The sequence below is a fragment of the Microcoleus sp. B3-D7 genome (assembly GCF_036705305.1).
Classification (GTDB): Bacteria; Cyanobacteriota; Cyanobacteriia; order Cyanobacteriales; family Microcoleaceae; genus Microcoleus.
Map to the genome: position 1 here is coordinate 165043 of NZ_JAUBUE010000002.1, position 17919 is coordinate 182961.

General features: G+C 45.6%; 18 protein-coding genes and 1 pseudogene. 10 read left to right on the forward strand and 9 right to left on the reverse strand.

Annotated features, from left to right (window positions below; all coding sequences use genetic code 11):
• Nucleotides 1–5: 5 nt before the first annotated feature.
• The 4 genes and pseudogenes from QUB25_RS02325 to QUB25_RS02340 form a co-directional block, all read right to left on the reverse strand.
• Nucleotides 6–499, reverse strand: a pseudogene (locus tag QUB25_RS02325) (chlorophyll a/b binding light-harvesting protein); the annotation flags it as partial.
• A 549-nt stretch (nt 500–1048) separates the two neighbouring features.
• Entirely contained in the window at nt 1049–1786 is a 738-nt protein-coding gene (locus QUB25_RS02330) for a response regulator transcription factor (RefSeq protein ID WP_333034951.1), read from the reverse strand.
• A gap of 596 nt (nt 1787–2382) precedes the next feature.
• Nucleotides 2383–3345 (reverse strand): FTR1 family protein, encoded by a 963-nt coding sequence (locus tag QUB25_RS02335; protein WP_333181888.1) that lies wholly within the window; start codon nt 3343–3345, stop codon nt 2383–2385.
• 96 nt (nt 3346–3441) lie between these two features.
• Nucleotides 3442–3876, reverse strand: coding sequence for a ferritin-like domain-containing protein (locus QUB25_RS02340; RefSeq protein ID WP_333034807.1), 435 nt, complete (start codon nt 3874–3876; stop codon nt 3442–3444).
• A 1209-nt stretch (nt 3877–5085) separates the two neighbouring features.
• Between QUB25_RS02340 and QUB25_RS02345 the strand changes: the two genes are divergently transcribed.
• The 4 genes from QUB25_RS02345 to QUB25_RS02360 all read left to right on the forward strand — a co-directional run bounded on the left by QUB25_RS02345 (nt 5086) and on the right by QUB25_RS02360 (nt 7809).
• Nucleotides 5086–5235 carry a hypothetical protein gene (locus QUB25_RS02345; protein ID WP_333059028.1) on the forward strand — a complete coding sequence of 50 codons (150 nt, stop codon included), beginning with the start codon at nt 5086–5088 and terminating at the stop codon, nt 5233–5235.
• A gap of 79 nt (nt 5236–5314) precedes the next feature.
• Complete coding sequence (locus QUB25_RS02350; protein ID WP_333034810.1) at nt 5315–6244, forward strand: energy-coupling factor ABC transporter permease; 930 nt, start codon at nt 5315–5317, stop codon at nt 6242–6244.
• Nucleotides 6237–6893 (forward strand): energy-coupling factor transporter transmembrane component T, encoded by a 657-nt coding sequence (locus QUB25_RS02355; protein WP_333059027.1) that lies wholly within the window; start codon nt 6237–6239, stop codon nt 6891–6893. Before QUB25_RS02350 ends, QUB25_RS02355 begins: the two co-directional genes overlap by 8 nt.
• A gap of 181 nt (nt 6894–7074) precedes the next feature.
• Complete coding sequence (locus QUB25_RS02360; protein WP_333059026.1) at nt 7075–7809, forward strand: ABC transporter ATP-binding protein; 735 nt, start codon at nt 7075–7077, stop codon at nt 7807–7809.
• 97 nt (nt 7810–7906) lie between these two features.
• Here QUB25_RS02360 and QUB25_RS02365 read toward each other — a convergent pair whose 3' ends face one another.
• The gene (locus tag QUB25_RS02365; protein WP_333181889.1) at nt 7907–8911 is read right to left on the reverse strand and encodes an ion transporter; all 1005 of its coding nucleotides are present in this window, start codon (nt 8909–8911) and stop codon (nt 7907–7909) included.
• Between the two features lie 242 nt (nt 8912–9153).
• On the opposite strand from QUB25_RS02365, the gene QUB25_RS02370 reads away from it, so the two are divergent.
• Both QUB25_RS02370 and QUB25_RS02375 read left to right on the forward strand, forming a co-directional pair.
• Entirely contained in the window at nt 9154–10161 is a 1008-nt protein-coding gene (locus QUB25_RS02370; RefSeq protein WP_333059024.1) for a 2-hydroxyacid dehydrogenase, read from the forward strand.
• A gap of 196 nt (nt 10162–10357) precedes the next feature.
• Nucleotides 10358–10795, forward strand: coding sequence for a CAAD domain-containing protein (locus QUB25_RS02375; RefSeq protein ID WP_333034820.1), 438 nt, complete (start codon nt 10358–10360; stop codon nt 10793–10795).
• A gap of 152 nt (nt 10796–10947) precedes the next feature.
• On the opposite strand, the gene aroA is transcribed toward QUB25_RS02375, so the two are convergent.
• Complete coding sequence (gene aroA, locus QUB25_RS02380; RefSeq protein WP_333034821.1) at nt 10948–12303, reverse strand: 3-phosphoshikimate 1-carboxyvinyltransferase; 1356 nt, start codon at nt 12301–12303, stop codon at nt 10948–10950.
• 427 nt (nt 12304–12730) lie between these two features.
• Here aroA and QUB25_RS02385 point away from each other — a divergent pair, with 427 nt between their 5' ends.
• Nucleotides 12731–13234 (forward strand): hypothetical protein, encoded by a 504-nt coding sequence (locus QUB25_RS02385; protein ID WP_333034823.1) that lies wholly within the window; start codon nt 12731–12733, stop codon nt 13232–13234.
• Nucleotides 13235–13352: 118 nt separating this feature from the next.
• On the opposite strand, the gene QUB25_RS02390 is transcribed toward QUB25_RS02385, so the two are convergent.
• A complete protein-coding gene (locus QUB25_RS02390; protein WP_333181890.1) occupies nt 13353–13832 on the reverse strand; it encodes a hypothetical protein in 480 nt (159 codons plus the stop codon).
• A gap of 143 nt (nt 13833–13975) precedes the next feature.
• Between QUB25_RS02390 and QUB25_RS02395 the strand changes: the two genes are divergently transcribed.
• The 3 genes from QUB25_RS02395 to QUB25_RS02405 all read left to right on the forward strand — a co-directional run bounded on the left by QUB25_RS02395 (nt 13976) and on the right by QUB25_RS02405 (nt 16113).
• The gene (locus QUB25_RS02395) at nt 13976–14653 is read left to right on the forward strand and encodes a hypothetical protein (protein ID WP_333059019.1); all 678 of its coding nucleotides are present in this window, start codon (nt 13976–13978) and stop codon (nt 14651–14653) included.
• Between the two features lie 237 nt (nt 14654–14890).
• Nucleotides 14891–15190, forward strand: coding sequence for a putative quinol monooxygenase (locus tag QUB25_RS02400; protein WP_333181891.1), 300 nt, complete (start codon nt 14891–14893; stop codon nt 15188–15190).
• 116 nt (nt 15191–15306) lie between these two features.
• A complete protein-coding gene (locus QUB25_RS02405) occupies nt 15307–16113 on the forward strand; it encodes an MOSC domain-containing protein (RefSeq protein WP_333181892.1) in 807 nt (268 codons plus the stop codon).
• Nucleotides 16114–16125: 12 nt separating this feature from the next.
• On the opposite strand, the gene QUB25_RS02410 is transcribed toward QUB25_RS02405, so the two are convergent.
• Nucleotides 16126–16974, reverse strand: coding sequence for a Uma2 family endonuclease (locus tag QUB25_RS02410; protein WP_333181893.1), 849 nt, complete (start codon nt 16972–16974; stop codon nt 16126–16128).
• Between the two features lie 40 nt (nt 16975–17014).
• The gene (locus QUB25_RS02415) at nt 17015–17884 is read right to left on the reverse strand and encodes a calcium-binding protein (RefSeq protein WP_333181894.1); all 870 of its coding nucleotides are present in this window, start codon (nt 17882–17884) and stop codon (nt 17015–17017) included.
• Nucleotides 17885–17919 lie beyond the last annotated feature (35 nt).

Below are 17919 nucleotides of genomic sequence, written 5' to 3' on the forward strand. Positions count from 1 at the left end.
AGTCATAAACCACCCAAATACATAGCTTTGGCCACCAACAAGAAGGTAGCGACACCCAGCAAAACTAGGCGGATGCCCAAGATGGTGGTCATTTTGTCTGCGTCTTCCCATGTGTAGCCAAAAAAATAAGTTCTTGCTTCGAGGGTTGCTGGCCCTTTGAGCGAGTGAAAGATGTCGCCGAAGCAGAGAAAGGCTGAGCTGATTAGGTGAATCGCCCTAACGGCGAAGTACGGATCAGTATCGCCAATTTTGCCTCCCGCACCGCCGCCCCAGCCGAGTCTGGCTAGGTTTGGCAACAGGATTAAGCCTTGTTCGTACATGGGCAATTCTGGGTTAAAGCGGGAAAGCTCTAATAGGGTATAGGCTCCCGCCCAGAAGACGATGAGGCCGGCGTGGGCGACGTGGGTACCTAGCAAACGGCCGGAAGGTTGATTAAGGGGGCGTTGCCAACCCACGAGGGAAATGATTTTCCTTCGGCTGGGAAGGATTTTTTTGCCATGCTGGTCACGGCGATTTACCTCTTGAGAAAGATGCCAGGGGAGTTTTAAGCGATCGCAGGTTATTGATATAGATAATCAACAATTTTAGTAGTTTCGTCAAGGGGTATTTGAGAAAAATTTTCACTGATTTGAGTTCAGGTATGTAAATCAGTAGGAAAAAAGCTCGTTATATGACGGTTATGACTGTTTTTGGCGCTTGAGCGGAGTTTGGCTTCTAGTTAGCAAAAATAGCAGCTAAAGGAATATCTCAAAATTTATTGATAAATAATATTATTAAAGAGTATTATGGCGAGAGTATTGTTTAAGTAGGTATCCCATCCTCTCGGAAAAGACAAGGTGGAAAAAGAAATCCGGTACTTTCCTATGGACAAGCTTCTCTAAAAGTATGGTTAGAGGGGGGCGCGGGATTGTTTTTTTCCGAATCAAGAGAGTTAATGCCTACTTGTTGACATATTCATCTCAAACTCCAAACAACCAAGCCTGAGAGCAAATGCTCTCAGGCTTTTCTAGCGGGATTTTTAACTGCTTGTTGCATTTGGCGCGCTAGCTCACGCAGAGGATTTGGTTTCTTCAGCTACTTGCTCGTTGTTGGGCAACTCCAGGCAATAACCAGCCCCGTATACGGTTTTGATGTACCGAGGATGTCGGGGATCGGGTTCCATCTTGGTTCTCAGGTGTCTGATGTGTACACGAATAGTTTCGATATCGTCGTCGGGGTCGTAACCCCACACTTCTTTGAGAATTTCGCTGGGAGAGACTGTCTGACCGTGGCGCTGAAGCAAGCAGTGCAGCAACTCAAACTCTAGGTGGGTCAGTTTGACGGTCATATCGTACCAAACAGCTTCAAACCTTTCCGGGACAAGGGTCAGGGGGCCGTAATTCAGGATTTCGGAGTGTTTGGCAGCTTGGGGGATGCGGTCTGTGCGCCTTAGTAGAGCTCGCACTCGGGCTAGCATCTCTTCTAGTTCAAAGGGTTTGGTCAGGTAGTCATCGGCGCCGGAGTTGAAGCCTTCTACTTTGTCTTGAGTTTGACTTAAGGCGGTCAACATCAAGACGGGAATGTCTGAGGTGCGCTCGTCACGCCGCAAACGCTGACATACGGTGAATCCGTCTACTCTAGGCAGCATGAGGTCTAGCATGATCAGGTCGGGGAGCAGTTGTATTGCTAGTGCCTGACCTTTGATGCCGTCTTCTGCCTGGGTGACTTCGTAGCCAGCCATTTCTAGGTTGACTGCTACGAGTTCGGCGATCGCCGCGTCATCATCAATAACAAGTATCCGAGGCATCATTATTTATCTCACCGCTAACCGAATGGCAGATCCTACAGCCTTCTGGGGGTTCCAGGTAACTTTAACGAACAATTTTTTAATTTTAAGCTTCATTAAGGATGATAAGGTTGATTAAGAACTCTCGGGGCTCTGTAAATATTCTTGTACTTATTATAAGCCCTAAGAGCGCATATCAGAAAACTGTTTGTCCCAAATCTTGCTGGGGGCAGATTCTTGGTCGGGAAGAACAGCCTTAACTTTTGCAGCGTGCGCCTGGGGCTTCACAGGATCGCCCTAACGGTAGTCCGCGTTTTCCATAACCCTGTTAACCGTTAACTGTAATTTTTTTAAGTTAGTTAATTTTGCTGATAAAATTTTGGTGTTTTTTGAGGGTGTATGGCTTGCTTTTTTGGGGAATTGACGGTATTATTAAATAATATCAATACAAATATTTATAAAAAACTAAACTAGATTAACATCTTTAAATCATATGATATAAAAGTCAAATAATCAATCCCGCAACCTGACAATTTTTGGGCAATTTTTTGCCTGGTTGGCTAATTTTTTTCTCGGCCTGGAATCCGCAAAACAACCGATAACAACTGCTTGCATACCTACTGAGGGCGAGTTTCCGATCGAGCTGGCTGAGTATTTTGCTTGGGAAGAGTGGCCTTAGAGCCTAATTTTTGGAAATAAAGACTGCCGATGGTGGCTAAAAATATTGTGTAAGCGGCTGCTTGGACGAGATAAAGTCGATCTCTGTATCCAAAAAGTGCTTTGAGAAGCACTCCTGGAAATTGTCGATCGGGCAAAATTTCTGCTGCATTCCACACCATAGGCCCTAAAATACAAGAGTGGAGTGGTGCCAGGCGATCGTAATAAACACAAATTGCTGCATATTTGCTATTCATCTGTGACAAAATGCCAGCGGCTTGGTCAAAATGCTTGAGTGCAGATACTGCCAAACCTGCCACGATTAACAGCAACAAAATCCCCATAAACTTGAAAAACAGGCGGATGTCAATTGTTACGCCCCACTTGAACAGTAGCGCGCCAATGATTGCCGCCCCTGTCAAACCGCCCAAAGCTCCCAAAGCGGGAATCAAACCTTGTTGAAACTGAGCGCTGACAAATATAACTGTTTCAAAACCTTCGCGCAGTACCGCAATAAAAATTAAACCAAATACGCCCCAGCCGGCATTGCTATTTTCTGTCAAAGCTGCTGTAACTGCTCCTTCAACTTCTGCTTTGAGAAAGCGAGCTTGCTGAGTCATCCAAATTAGCATCCAGCTTAGCATTGCGATCGCCACAATGCCCAACACGCCCTCTAATAGCTGTTTAATTACTGGTGCGTAAGGCTGCTCGGATGTTGATAGTGCTGCGAGCAATCCATTGAATAAAATACCCACAAAACCGCTAGCACCAATGCCGGCTGCAACACCTGCATAAACCCAAGAATTGAGGTGACTTTGCTCGGCTTTTTTGAGGCAAGCTAGTACAATTCCGATGACTAAGGCGGCCTCTACGCCTTCGCGCAAGGTAATTACAAAAGTTGGTATGGCTTCACTAAAATTCATTTTTTATAATCATGGCGCATGGGTATGGGGGATTGGTCATTGGTGATTGGAAATAACCAATAACCAATAACCCATAACAATTAACTAATGATTAAATCAACTATAATCCCGCAGCATTTTTTTCAGTTCTACTTGGTGCAATTCTTCTTGTCCAATTAGATTGCGGGCATATTCTTCCAAATAAACGCTGGAGTTTGTCACGACTTCAAGTAAAGATTTATACTTTTTGAGGGCTTTTTTCTCGTGATTTAAACTTTCTTCTAACAAGTCTTTCACCGAGTGTTTGTAGGTTTCTTCGATGGGAGCAATTTTCTGACTGGGATGCCCCTCTAAACCGGTGAGAATTTCTCCTGCTTGTTGGGCGTGGAGTAGAGATTCCGTTGCTTGTGCTTTAAAAAACTGCACGATGGGAATCCGGTTTGGCCCTGTCACCATTAGTGAATAGTGGGTATAGCGCACGACACCTGCAAGTTCCCATTCCATGATGGTGCATAGCAGTTCCTGGGTTTTTTTCTCGTCAAGTTCTTTCATTTGTTGTTTTAGAGGTAGAATGCCTTAGAGGGCGCTGTTTATAATATCACATTTAAGTTAAAAATGAAAAGTAAGGTGCGGATGGCGCACCTTGCCGGATATAGATGTTATATGTGAGTTAGGGGTTAACTTCTAAGGTTCCAGTAGGAGCAAACACTACAGTAAACTTAGCGACTGGTGCTGCATTGTTGCTGCTAGTTTCGGGAGATTGGAGGAGATTTGGCAAAGGAGTTTCTTGGGTGTAATCCTTGGCTGGTTGATTGAGTGGCTCGAAATTGCCGATCGCCCCATCTTGACTTGTACTGACTCGATAGACTAAATTTTGATTGAACGTAGGGCTAGTTTGCCAACTTCGATAGATGCGATCGTAGACTTTTAGAGCTAACTCATCTAGTTTTACGGCAGCCGTAATTTCTGCTTTCTGATTTGTTCCATCTACCGCCTAAACTTTCTGCTGGGCTGCTGATACAGGTACAGCTTGGACAGTCTTATCTGTAGGGCTACTCGCAATAGCCGTTTCAGTAGACGTATTAGTGAAACGTACAACGTATGGACACTTGTCAGGCAAATTTTTGGGGTTGTCAACAGCTAAACTGGAATTATTTGCAGCCGGAAGCGGACTGTTAGTCGCAATAGCTGGTTAGGCCACCCCCTTAGCAACAGCATTAGCGGGATTTTGCTCCTCGATTGTCAAAGACTTGACAGGAAAACCACGAAACTTTTCTTTTTGGGTAACGCGCCGCAGCATCTCACTTTTGTTGCAGCCAAGCTAAAAATTGGAGTTTTGATGCAGGAGGCAGGAGGGAGGATGCAGGAGGGAAGAGGAAGAAGAAAGGAGCCAGAAGAAGTGTTTTTACAAATATGATATGCTCCCTAACGCGCCACATTGCGATGGGAAAAGTCAATCGATTTTAGATTTTAGATTTTAGATTTTAGATTAAAGCATTGACCCCACGGATAAATTCTGGGGGCAAGTTTCATCGGATACAGGTTTTTTATTTCTCCACGGATGAATCCGGGGGCTTGTATCGTGGATGCTTTCGGTCACAAATTTAATGTAAGTTATTCTCAAGAGTGGGAATAAAACCAATTAGGGATTTTCAGTGTTTTCTTGATATTTTTTTTAAATTCTTGCTTGAGCTTGGTGGTAAATACATTTGGCAGATGAATCTGTAAACAAACATTGATCGTTCTTATCAAAAAGCTTGAATGTGGGGGTGTTCGGTAAAATATCCGAATAATTCTTCAGGATTATTTAATGTTGCATTTTTCATCCTCAAAACTTTGGCTGTGAAGCCCGAATCTATGTCAAATCAGCGATCGCCCGCCGCAAATCCCCCGATCGCTCGATCGCATTAATGCCCCCAGAGGGGGTTTTAAATTTTTGTAAAAAATAGTTGACTAAAGAGTTGGAAGTTCTCTCGTTTGGGATAGATCGATGCACATACCTGATGGTTTCCTTTCACCGCCAGTAGCCATTGCCACCGGCATAGCAAGCGCAGCAGTAATTGCAGTTGCCCTAAATCGAACCCGCGCCAGTCTTGGACTTCGACAAGCCCCAATCATGGGCTTAACCACAGCTTTCGTGTTTGCAGCTCAGATGATCAACTTTCCCGTAGCCGGCGGCACCAGCGGCCACTTGTTGGGAGGAGCGCTCGCATCCGTCGTTTTGGGGAACCCTTGGGCGGCAACTTTAGCGATGAGCACAGTTTTTATAATTCAGAGCGTCTTGTTTGCCGACGGGGGCATCACCGCCTTGGGAGCCAATATTTTTAACATGGGGCTAGTTGGCATTTGGGTTGGCTGGTGGCTGTTGCAGCCATTGCAGCAACTTTTGGGAGGTTCCAGAAATCGTTTGCCCCTAGCCGCGGGCATCGCCGCTGGCCTCAGCGTCGTGGCTGCTTCGATTAGTGTAGCGATCCAATTGGCAATTTCTGGTACAGTAGGGCTCAATATCGCATTGCCAGCAATGGTAGGCGTACATATTTTAATTGGGATTGGCGAAGGGGTAATTACAGGCGGCGTTTTAACTTATCTCGTCAAAGTGCGGCCGGATTTACTGCCGGGACAACAGCCACAATTGCAGAAATGGGTAGTGCCAGTAATCGGAGTTTTATTAATTTCCGGGGTGCTTTCACTGTTCGCTTCAAGTTGGCCTGACGGGTTAGAAGCGGTAGCCGAAAAATACGGATTTAAAGATAAAGAAGCTGTGGCGATCGAAAATCCAACTCCTTTAGCAGATTACACAGTTAAAGGATTAGAAGAACAGCCTATTGGTACTAGCATTGCTGGACTTTTAGGGTCTGCCTTCAGCTTCGGCGCGGCTTTTGGGATTGCTCAGTTGGTGGTAAAACCTAAAGATGTCTAAACTCTCCATACCTTTTCGATTGCGAGTGTCTCTCACAATTGTGATTGGCATGGGTTTTCTGAAGACAGGCGCTTGGCTTTGGCTGGGAATTTATGGGGCGATCGCACTTTTTTGGTCGTTTTGGCTCCGGGCTCCGGTGCGAACCCTAGCGCAACTGTTGGGAGCAGAATTGCTTTTTCTCTCCTTATTAGTGCTGCCCCAAGGTTGGGAACGCGCCAGTTTTTTGTTGCTGCGTTCCCTAATTTGCCTGCTAATTATGAACAGTTTTCTGCTAACTTTGCCACCCCACAGTTTCGGAATCGCCCTCAAAGGATTACCCCTACCAGCAGGTTTGCAAGAGATTGTACTTTTAACAGGACAATACTTAGAAATCCTGCTGGCCGAAGTCAACCGCATGAAAATATCTGCCCAACTCCGGGGCTTGTCCGGTACGGGAGGATGGCTGCGTTACGCCAGTGCTTCCATGATCGGAGCGCTTTATTTGCGAAGTCTCGATCGGGCCGAAAGAGTACACGCAGCCATGCTAATTCGCGGCTATAAAGGAAGTTTGCCCTCCGACTCAAAATCGACACCAAAAGAGCGACTCTGGCTGACATTAGCAATTTTAATAGCAGCCGGATTAACAATAGCTTCTTACGGTTATTCGTAATTGGGCATTGGGCATTTAACTGGTTCCCGGCTCGGCCTGGGAATCGATATCCAGAGGCTCTGCCTCGCTTCTTGCGGAGGAAAAATGGAGGCAGAGCCGACCGATCTGCGTTACCAGGCTCTGCCTGGTAACGAGTTAAAATTATTCAATCTAAAATCTAACATCTAACATCTAAAATCGGATGACTAATCTCAAATCCGCACCAACAATCGAAGTGCAAGACTTAGTATTTGGCTATCCCGATCAAAAGCCAGTATTGCGGGGAATTTCTTTTAGTTTGCAACCGGGAGAAAGAGTTGCTCTACTCGGTCTGACCGGTGCTGGTAAAAGCACTTTGCTCGAAAACTTGATCGGATTAAAAATGCCTCAATCAGGCGAGATTAGAGTGCAGGGAAAAAAGTTGGAAGAGGCGACTCTATCGCAGGCGCGCAGGCAGATTGGATTTTGCTTTCAAGATGCTAACGACCAGCTATTTATGCCGACTATTTTAGAGGATGTCATGTTCGGGCCGCGCAATTACGGAGTGCCGCCGGGAGTTGCGCGCGATCGAGCTTTAGCCCTATTAGACGAATTTGGTTTAGTAGAATTTGCCAACCGTTCGGCCCACGAACTTTCGGGAGGTCAAAGAAGATTAGCAGCCTTGGCAGCAATTTTAGCATTAGAGCCGACAATTTTAATCTTAGACGAGCCGACGAACGGACTCGATCCCTCGTGGCGGCGTCATTTGGCTAAGGTTTTGTCCCAATTGCCGATCGAGGTAATTTTGATCGCTTCTCACAATTTGAATTGGATCGGGAAAACAACTCAGAGGGCTTTAGTTTTGGCGGATGGTGAGATTAAAATTGACAGAAAAACCAAAGATTTGCTGGCAGATAAATCAACTCTCGAATATTACAATTTGCCACCCGATTGGTAATTAACTATTGACCCTTACTCATTACATAAAGCAATCATTACTAATTACAAGCGATGGTAACGATGCGGTGGCAATCACAGGCAATGTATATCTGTAATTAAAGCTCGAATTTACGGACTGCTTCATTGTACAAATGAATAGCCAAATCGCGCAAAATTTGCTCATCTTGGAACTCACTTCCTAACTTCTGTTTTGCCATTTGAACACACATTTTCATCAATTCTGACGAACTTTCGATGTGAAGTGCGATCGCACTTTGGTTTTGTTGAAACCCGACCTCGATTTCCGCCAGCATTTTGATTGATTGATAATTAGCAGATTGTTGTAAATTTGCCGCCATTTTTTCCTGCTTTTTTCTTTGGACTTCCTCGGAAAAACCCGCAGCAATGAGCCCCGCAGGTAACGCAAAAATTCCGATTCCCAAAAATGCTAATATTGCGCCTAAAAATTTACCTAAAGGAGTGATTGGATAAATATCACCGTAACCGACAGTAGTTAATGTCACCACTCCCCACCACATTGCATCGAGGATGCTCGCAAAAGTTTCTGGATGCGCCTCGTTTTCAACAAAATACATGACGCTAGAGGCAAATATTAACAGAATAAAAACTGCAAATGCAGTGGCAATTAACTCCTCTTTTTTAGCGTACAATACTGCTCCCAGAGTTCTGAGCGATTCTGAATAACGGCTCATTTTTAGCAACCGCAATAAGCGCAGTAGGCGAATCAAATTAACGAAGCTTAAATTAGGAAATAACAGCAATGAGTAAAAGGGTAGGATTGAAATTAAATCGATCAGACTTAGCGGTGTAAGACCGTATCTCAATCTTCCCCAAAGCGCGTGGCTGTATCTGCTATCGACTGTACAAACCCACAGCCTCAAAAGATATTCAAGTGTAAATACTAAGGATGAAACAATTTCGATTTTTTCCAAGATTAACTTTTGTTCTAGCGACAATGTGGGCGAAGTAGAAGCAATAAAAGCTGCGACATTAATCACAATTAAACAAGTTATAAAAATATCGTCTACTAAACTGTATAAATTGCCCACTTCGGATTTTTCTAAAATTTCATAAATTTGAGTTTTAATTTTTTTTTGCATCTGATTTTTTCCTAAAAAGTAGCAAGTAACCCTCGATCGTTACTACAGTATAAGCAATTATATTCAAAACAATAAGCAAGACTTGCCTTACGGCTAAAAATCTGGTTTCTTGAGAGAGGCCTCGTTGCGAAACTCAATATTGCTCGTGGAAACTGGGTTGTTTGGGGCAACGGCGTTCTACTAAAATTTAGAGTTAATCTGAAAATAATTTCCAACTATTACTGGGTTTGCAGGCAAAAATCATGAAGGTAGCCGTATTCAGCACCAAATCCTACGATCGCACATTCCTGGAAGCAGCGAATGTCGGCGGCAAACACGATTTAGTTTTTTTTGAACCGCGTCTGAACCTGGAAACCAGCGTTTTGGCTGCGGGATTTCCGGCAGTCTGCGCGTTCGTGAACGACTCCTTGGACGCGAAAACGCTGCTTAGCATTGCCGAAAAAGGCGTCCGCTTGCTGGCCCTGAGATCCGCCGGATTCAATCACGTCGATTTAGCAGCAGCGAAGGATTTAAATCTAACTCTCCTCCGAGTTCCTGCTTATTCTCCCTACGCCGTCGCCGAACACGCAGTCGCTCTGATTTTGTCCCTCAACCGCAGAATCCATCGGGCCTACAACCGCGTCCGCGAAGGCAATTTCGCCCTAGACGGCCTGTTGGGTTTTGACCTCCACGGCAAAACGGTGGGAATCGTCGGAACAGGCAGAATTGGCGCAATTACTGCCCAAATTCTGCACGGATTCGGGTGTCGCCTGCTGGCATACGATGTTTACCAAAACCCAGATTGCCTCGCCCTAGGCATGGAATACGTCGCACTCCCGGAACTATTCGCCGCCTCTGATATTGTCAGCCTCCACTGTCCGCTGATACCGGAAACTTACCATTTAATCGGTGCAGAGGCGATCGAGCAAATGAAACCGGGAATGATGCTGATCAATACCAGCCGCGGTCAGTTGATTGACACTAAAGCTGTCACCAAAGCACTGAAGTCTGGTATAATTGGCTACCTCGGCTTAGATGTTTACGAACAAGAGACTGATCTGTTTTTTGAGGATTTGTCAAATCACGTTATTCAAGACGACGTTTTTCAGCGTTTGCTGACTTTTCCAAACGTCCTGATTACCGGACACCAAGCTTTTTTCACCGAGGAAGCTTTGAAAAATATCGCCGAAACCACGATCGGCAACATCACCGACTTTGAACAAGGACGCCCTTGCCCGAATCAAATCGACCTCGATCAAGTGAAAAAATGAGTCAAAAGACCGATTTGGCAGCGAAGGCAATTGTTTAAAATCAAGTCATATCGTTATTTTTGCTTGCAATTTGTGAAACTCTGCCTTAGTCTCATCAATTAGTCCCTGCAGCGCGGATGCTGTGCTAATTGCCGGAGAATTATACTGGCAGCAATTCACAGCCTGCAATTTTACCTGACAACGGAGGAAGTATTCAATGACACAAGCTAACTTTTCGGACGAGACACAAACAATCACTGAAGTCGTGACAGTAGATCTGGTTGAGGACAAACCGGGGGTCATGACTACAGTGACAACCACAGAAACAACGGCCAGCCAGTTCCAAGATATTAAAGACCAAGTTATTACAATTTTGTCGGAACTTCCAGCCTATCTCTCTAATTTTTTTGCTGACTACCAAAAGCCCCTCATAACAGTTGGTTTAATCCTGGCAGGCGGTATTAGTATTAAGGTAATGCTGGGAGTTTTAGGTGCTCTTAATGATGTCCCTTTGGTAGCTCCAATTTTTGAGTTGATTGGCATGGGATATACGGGTTGGTTTGTTTACCGCTATCTGCTCAAGGCTTCTAACCGCCAAGAGTTGTTAACGGAAATTGATTCTTTAAAAGAACAAGTTGTAGGTAAAGATTCTTAAAGAGATGTTGAAGGAAGAGGGAAGTTCGGCAACGGATTCGCTCGACGGATGTAACGGATGTCAGGAAAAAGGAAAAAAGAGGGTTTTTCCCACTCTCTCATCTCCTTCCTAATCTCCACTCCTCCCTCTCCCTCTCTCCAACTCTCCCGCTCTCAATTTGGATGGCAAACTTGTTGTAAAGTGGCGGTAAAGTCGGGGTAGGAAATAGCAGCAGCTTCAGCCCGGTGAATGTTAGTAATACCTGTGGCGTTGAGGGCTGCGATCGCCAAACTCATCGCTATTCTGTGGTCGGTGTAGCTGTCAACATCCGCGCCGGTCAAAGGAGTTCCCCCGGTAATTTCTAAACCGTCGGGTAACTCGGAAATTTGGGCTCCCATCCGGTTGAGTTCCGCAGCAGTCACGGCTAGTCGATCGCTCTCTTTGACCCGCAACTCGGCCGCATCTCGAATTATTGTAGTACCCGACGCAAAGATCGCCGCTACTGCCAAAATCGGGATTTCGTCAATCAGTCGGGGAATTAAGTCGCCCGCAATGGTGCATCCCCGCAATTGGCCGGAACTGCGAACCAAAATATCCGCTACCGGTTCCCCGGCCGCCTCTCGCTGATTTTGCAGTTCAATGTCGGCCCCCATCATTTCCAAAGCTTCCAAAATGCCTGTACGAGTTGGGTTGACGCCGACATTTTCGACTACGAGTTCCGAACCCGGGACGATCGCCCCAGCAACTAGCCAAAATGCCGCCGAACTAATATCTCCCGGTACAATCACATTCTGCCCTTGCAGTTGTGTCGGCCCAGTGACTGTCACGCTACAAGTTTCTGGATCGACACTCAATTGGGCTCCAAACGCTCGCAGCATCCGCTCGCTGTGATCCCGCGACAGAGCGGGTTCTGTGACTGTAGTTTCTCCGCTTGCCATCAAACCGGCGAGCAAAATGCAAGATTTAACTTGAGCCGAGGCGATCGGAGAATGGTAGTGAATCGGTTTTAACTGCTGTCCGAGTATCGCTAAGGGAGCTAAAGAATTACTTTTTCGGCCCCAAATTTGCGCTCCCATTTGTTGCAGCGGTTTAATGACGCGCGACATCGGGCGCGATCGCAGAGAACTGTCACCCGTTACCGCATAAAAACGCCCCGGATGAGAGGCTAAAATTCCCAACATCAGCCGCATCGTCGTGCCGGAATTGCCAGCGTCCAAGACTTCTACAGGCTCCTCTAACTCGCCAATTCCGACGCCCCTGACTGTCACCCGTTCCGCGTTGAGTTCAGAAACTTTGGCTCCCAGGAGCGAGAAACATTTAGCCGTGCTGCGGGGGTCTTCCCCTAGGAGTAGTCCCTCAATAGTAGTTTCACCTTGGGCGATCGCACCCAACATCAAAGCTCGGTGAGAAATCGACTTATCGCCGGGAACTCGAATCCTCCCCACCAGTGATAAGCCCGAAGCAGGTTTTTGAATGCTTAAAGTTTGGCTTTTGTCAAGAAGCGTAGTAGTTATAATGTCAGCTTGCATTGAGATAAACTAGGATTGGATGGCGTTAGCTATCCTACCTTTTTCCCAGCCCTAAGTCAGTCGTCTTTTGTACGGCCTGCGGGTTTTTTCCCAATGTGTCCGGTTAACTTAAAAGCTGATAAAACTCGCCCGGAGACTCCGCTGTCAGTTCTCGATGACACGGAAGTACGGACGCAACGGCACGGATTTTACATTAATTTCACCAATATTATCCGTGTATCTGCTTAGATTTCATTTCCCGCTCTGAGTTATCGACCAGATGATTGAATTGTGACTAAACAATTTTAGATTTTCGATTGCGAGTTGTAGATTTTTCATTTTGTTAAGCAAAAGCTCCGGAATTTGGAACCCAGCCAATCTAAAGTCTAAAGTCTAAAATCTCAAATCTCAAACTGCCCGATCCACAACAACTCCTAAACTTTTATTTATGCTGACCCATCACCGCAAGCCTGTAAGTTTATCCCTGGTATCCACAGATTTACCTTTGTGGTCAGTTGTTGAAACCGCTGCTACGCTTTATCAAAAAGACCGGGAGCGTTTTCACTTGTTGTTGCACGAACCAGCAATAATCGATCGCGAATTTTCCGACGGTTCCGACAAATCTGCCGAGCAAGTTACAATCTTACCCCCAACTACAAAACCCCGGTTGCTCTGGCTAGAAGTTTCGCCCTATCGAGTCATTATGACGATGCAAGGAAACGGCAAATACAGTTACCGCCACTGCTGGGAACGAGGAATGTACGGGCTGAGCCGTTATTGGCTTCAGGGCGAATCGCTGGCGACTCCCGAACAGTTGCGACTCCGTAACTTCACTCGCAACTTGACGCTGACAGGAAAGCCGGAACCGGATCACCTGCGGTTAGAATACGAGTTGTGGTCGGAGAAAGTACAACTCGGTCGCTATATTTTGAATCTAGAAATTCATCACTAAATTAGGTAATTGCAAAGGTGTAGATAGTAGGTGAAGGCGACGCATTCCTCCAATTCATTCACCCCCCGTGGGTTGTTGGAGTTCGCGTGGCCATCTCATAACTCAAAATTATTAGCCTTTAGCGATCGCCCTTACAATAATTAATCAGTTTGCTAGTCAAAGCGTCTTGATTTGCGGCTGCTTGATTCGCCTGTTGGCCGGCTCTAATAATATCTGCTTGAGCTGTTTGGATTTGCTCTCGACCTTCTATACTTGTAGAAGCGAGATTGCCAGCCTGAAGACTTTTGCTTATGTCGCCGAGTGCTTGACTAATTTCCTGGAAGGATTTAACCGATGGCTCCTGAATTTCTTTGAGGGTTGGATCTGTTATTCGCAGATCCTCAAGTTCATTCGCTATCAGGTTCAAATTTTTAGCTAAATTGTCGGTCGTTGCAGCATCGTTGCTGTCTTTATCAACATCAATGAGAGCGTTGCCTTTGTTGACAATTTCAGTAAATTTAGTACACTGGACAGCTCGGCTATCGCTGCAACTAATCGTCAGCGTACAGCAAGCAACAACTATCAGCAGGATGGCAATCTGTTTGCGAAAAAAGTACATGAACCCTCGGTTGCAAAAAAAAGTAGATTCTGGGATGGTGTAGTAGAGTGCGTCAGCGATTAGCCTATATATCGACTGTCGAAAAATTTTTCCGGCATTCAGACACGCTCTACTAAGCTAAACTACGTACCTGTTTAGGAACTATGGTCAAAAACAGCAATAACCTAAAGAAGGGAAGCATTTGGGGATATCTTACCCTGCTTTTGCCTATTTCCTTAACGGCGGTTGCCAGTTTCGAGTCGGGAACGATGTTTTGGGCGATTGCCACCACAGCGGGCATTGCTTGGGCTTGGAGGCTCTACCAGCAGCAACAAAAACACAAACTCGCTCATTTAGACTCGGTTTTCTACAAGTTAATCAAGGAAAATCAAGGGCGAGTTACGGCTTTGGATTTGGCGATGAATGCAAAACTCCCCGGAGAAAAGGTTCAAGAGTATCTCGACGAACGAGCCTCTGAGTTTGCAGCAGATTTTGAAGTGACAGAACAAGGCGGAATTTTGTATTATTTTCAAATAGCTCCACCTGTCAATCAAAGCGAAACAGCTAATGCGGGAATAGCTGTTCAAGAGCCTCCCACAAATCGGGAAAAAGCACAAGATAAAAAACCAAATTTATTCCCCATTGCTCAAACCAAGACACCTGAAAAACCCAAAATCTCTTTTACCCAGACGGAACTCTCCCGCAGGTTCAAAGTTCACGCAACTACGATCGGCAAGTGGAAACTTAAGCCGGAGTTTGCTCAGTGGAGTCGCGAAAAAGACCCGGAGGCCATCGCCTGGGAATATTCTACAGAAAACAAGCGATTTTATCCCAAAGATTGAGTTTCTCCGGTATTGACCAAAATATATCAATAAACCGGGTTTATACAACGCTCGGCGGTTAGTACCGAAGAATTTGGGAAGAAAGGGGATTTCTGAGCTATGAGGGCGTCATGGGCTAATTTTAGTGCCGTTGACCGATCGACCTCTTTAGGTTATTTTAAGTGAAATCGTGTTTTGCTGAGTTTGCTAAGTAAAAATCGGTAAATTCGATCGTCCTATCTGTGACTTTTGTGTCCTATGTCCAAAACAACCTTGCGAGTAGTTGCCCGCCTCGCTGCCTTTCCTGAAAAAGTAGCAGAACTTAAATCTCTGCTGCTGAGCATTATGGAACCCACTCGCAAAGAAAAAGGCTGCATCAAATACGAACTCCTGCAAAATCAAGCCGATCCCACAGATTTTACCTTTGTTGAAGAGTGGGAAAGTGCAGATTTGCTGGAACTACATCTCGGTTCAACTCACATTCAAGACGCCGTGCAGAAATTAGACGGTTTAGCCGTTGGCCCTCCAGATATCCGTCGCTATGAATTGCTAGCTTAATCCGGTTTTTATAGCAATTTGATTAAGGGTTTGTGAAATAGCTTCTACCCCCCTAGCGCCCCTTAGTAAGGGGGGATAAGATTGAGATTTAAAAGTGTAGTAACTTCCTAAAATTCATGATATCTGCAACAATAAAACAGTTATTTATTTATCCAATTAAAGGGCTGACGCCGCAAGAAATGTCGGAGTTTGCTTTAACAGCGGGACACGGAATTAAGGGCGATCGAGCTTTTGCCTTAATGTTTGCAGATAATCTTGAAGCTGCAAAAATGCCGGCAGACAATGTGCCTTGGATGAGCAAAAAAAATTTTGCTGTCCAAAACGATTGGCCTCTGTTAGCAGCTTTGGAATGTGATTATCAACCGGAAACGACGGTTTTAACAGTCAAGCGTCAAGGAGTTGAAGTGTTATCCGCAGAAACGAACACAGCAGCGGGGCGCGATCGCATCGGCAGTTTTTTTACAGAATATCTGGCGGCTATTGAACCCACAAAAGAAGCGAGACACCCGCAGTTTGCACCTTTGCAATTAGTGGGCGACACCAGCGGCGAAACTCGCTATCCCGATCGAGAACCCGTACACATCTCTTTACTCAGTCAAGCCACATTAGACCAATTAACAGAAATCGCTCTTCAAAACATTGACGTGGGCCGATTTCGCCCCAACATTGTGCTAGAAGGTATGGCAGCTTGGTCAGAATTTGAGTTGATCGGAAAACAGTTTCAATTAGGCACGGCGCGCATAGAAGTTACAGCACGAATCGGTCGCTGTGTCAATATAGAAGTGAATCCAGAAACAGGCGATCGGGATATTTCCCTACTCAGTTTACTCCAAAAGGAATTCGGTCACGCACAAACTGGAGTTTTAGCCAAAATTATCAACAGCGGCACAGTTAAAATCGGCGATGTTTTGACTTCTTATTAATAAAAACCAACATTAAGATTGTGAATTCTGCCTAACTTCCTCTACTGATAAACCCAGTGCTTCTGCCACTTGCTCTGTATTCAATCCCATTGCCAACAACCGAGGGATGGCATCCCGCCGTGCTTGGGCTTCTGCACTCAAAGCCTGCTCTGCTAAGGAAGCTCGTTGCTGTTCGACAGCAGCTCGTTCTGTACCTGTCAGCAGTAAATTGCCCTCGCTGTCCCACCACCGCAGCCACAGCATTGTCTGGTTTTGATAACTGCCTTCCCACAGTCCTAATTCTACGCCCATTGGCGCGATCGGATAATGACCGCGATCGTTCGGAAGCAACTGCTGGTAAAACCCGTTGTTCAGGTTGTAAACCTCCAGTCTGCCACTATTGATCTCATAGATGCCATAAAACGGAATCCGCATGATCCGCTCATATACCCAAAACTTCCCAGGTCTTTGCGCCGCTCCAACTTCCGAGTACGATAGTGGGGTTGTGTCCCGCTCTTCTGAACCATCTCCTGATGCGAACTCCAAAGCAATCATCGGAGCCATGAATTCCCGCCACAGCACGTAAGAGCGACGAATCTGATTTCCTAATGTTGGTGGCACATTCGGCACGTAGAACCAGTCTGGAGCTTCTGCTCCCTTTTCAAGCGGGTCAGTTTCTCGCCAGTAGATGCCACAGTCTTGCCCTATAGCATATTGCCCATCGGGATGAAGCTCTTGCAACACCGACCCAATCGAATCAGTCAAAATAATACTCTGGGGATGCTCCTGAAAATTCTTCACAAAAGTGCCATCTTCCTCTGGCAGTTGAGTGTGGTCGGGGAAAGGAGAGGGAAGGACAATTTTTTCGGTTGCCGGGGTCATGCGACCTCTCAAGTATTGCAGCTTACCTGAATATCTTAACTCATCCTGCTTCCGGCACCCTCACCTTATTACCAATCAAGTTCAGAAAACTCGTTCCAAAATGTTGAATCTCCAAAAAATTAGCATAGGAAGGAGTTGACTTGTAAACTCTAAAAGTCCGCATAATTCCTAAAGTCGCGGCACTTTCCAGCGGGCCGATAAAGCTAGTATCTCTGTCCAAAAAATGAGACTGCTTAGCCCAGTGTGCCATCTGTTCCGCATTCAAAAAATAGCAGCCGGAATGAGGATTCAACGCCCGCTCAAAAGCGACTGTTTGTTCCATGATTTTTCCCATTAACTGCCGCTGCTCCTCTACATTTTGAAACGGAGAAGTCGCTGAGTCGGCTAAATCACCATCAACATATGCTTTAAAAACCGCGCCTTTAGGCGCTATTTCATAGCGATTAGGTTGCAGCAAATTCCCATTTCCCCCGTGATGCGTAAACCACTTTAATTTACTAAAAAACCACGGGTCGTGCAGAACTAAATCATCTTCCAAATAACAAAAATAATCGTATTTGTTAAGACACGCTCGCAAAACTGCTTGACACTCAAACCCCAAAAGCAGCGGTTCGCATTTGGTAGCGTGGTGCATAAAACATCTGGGCTGCACGGGCAGTTGAGGCAACAGATGATAACCTTGAGTAGTGCAAATAACAATGTCAATTTCGTGCTGTTGAGATTGATTTGCTGGGATAGTTGCACATTCGCTAATGTCAATCATGGACTGAGATTTGCCGTACAAAGCTTGCAGCGCTGTCACGCAAGCGGTTAAAGCATTCAGTCGCGGTTGCGGATCATTTCGCTGGGAAGCGTGTTTCCCCTCGCCACTGGGATTGTAAAAGTGAGCAATAGTGAATAGAATTCGCATTGGTGTGGAGTAACAATTAGAAATTAAACAATAAA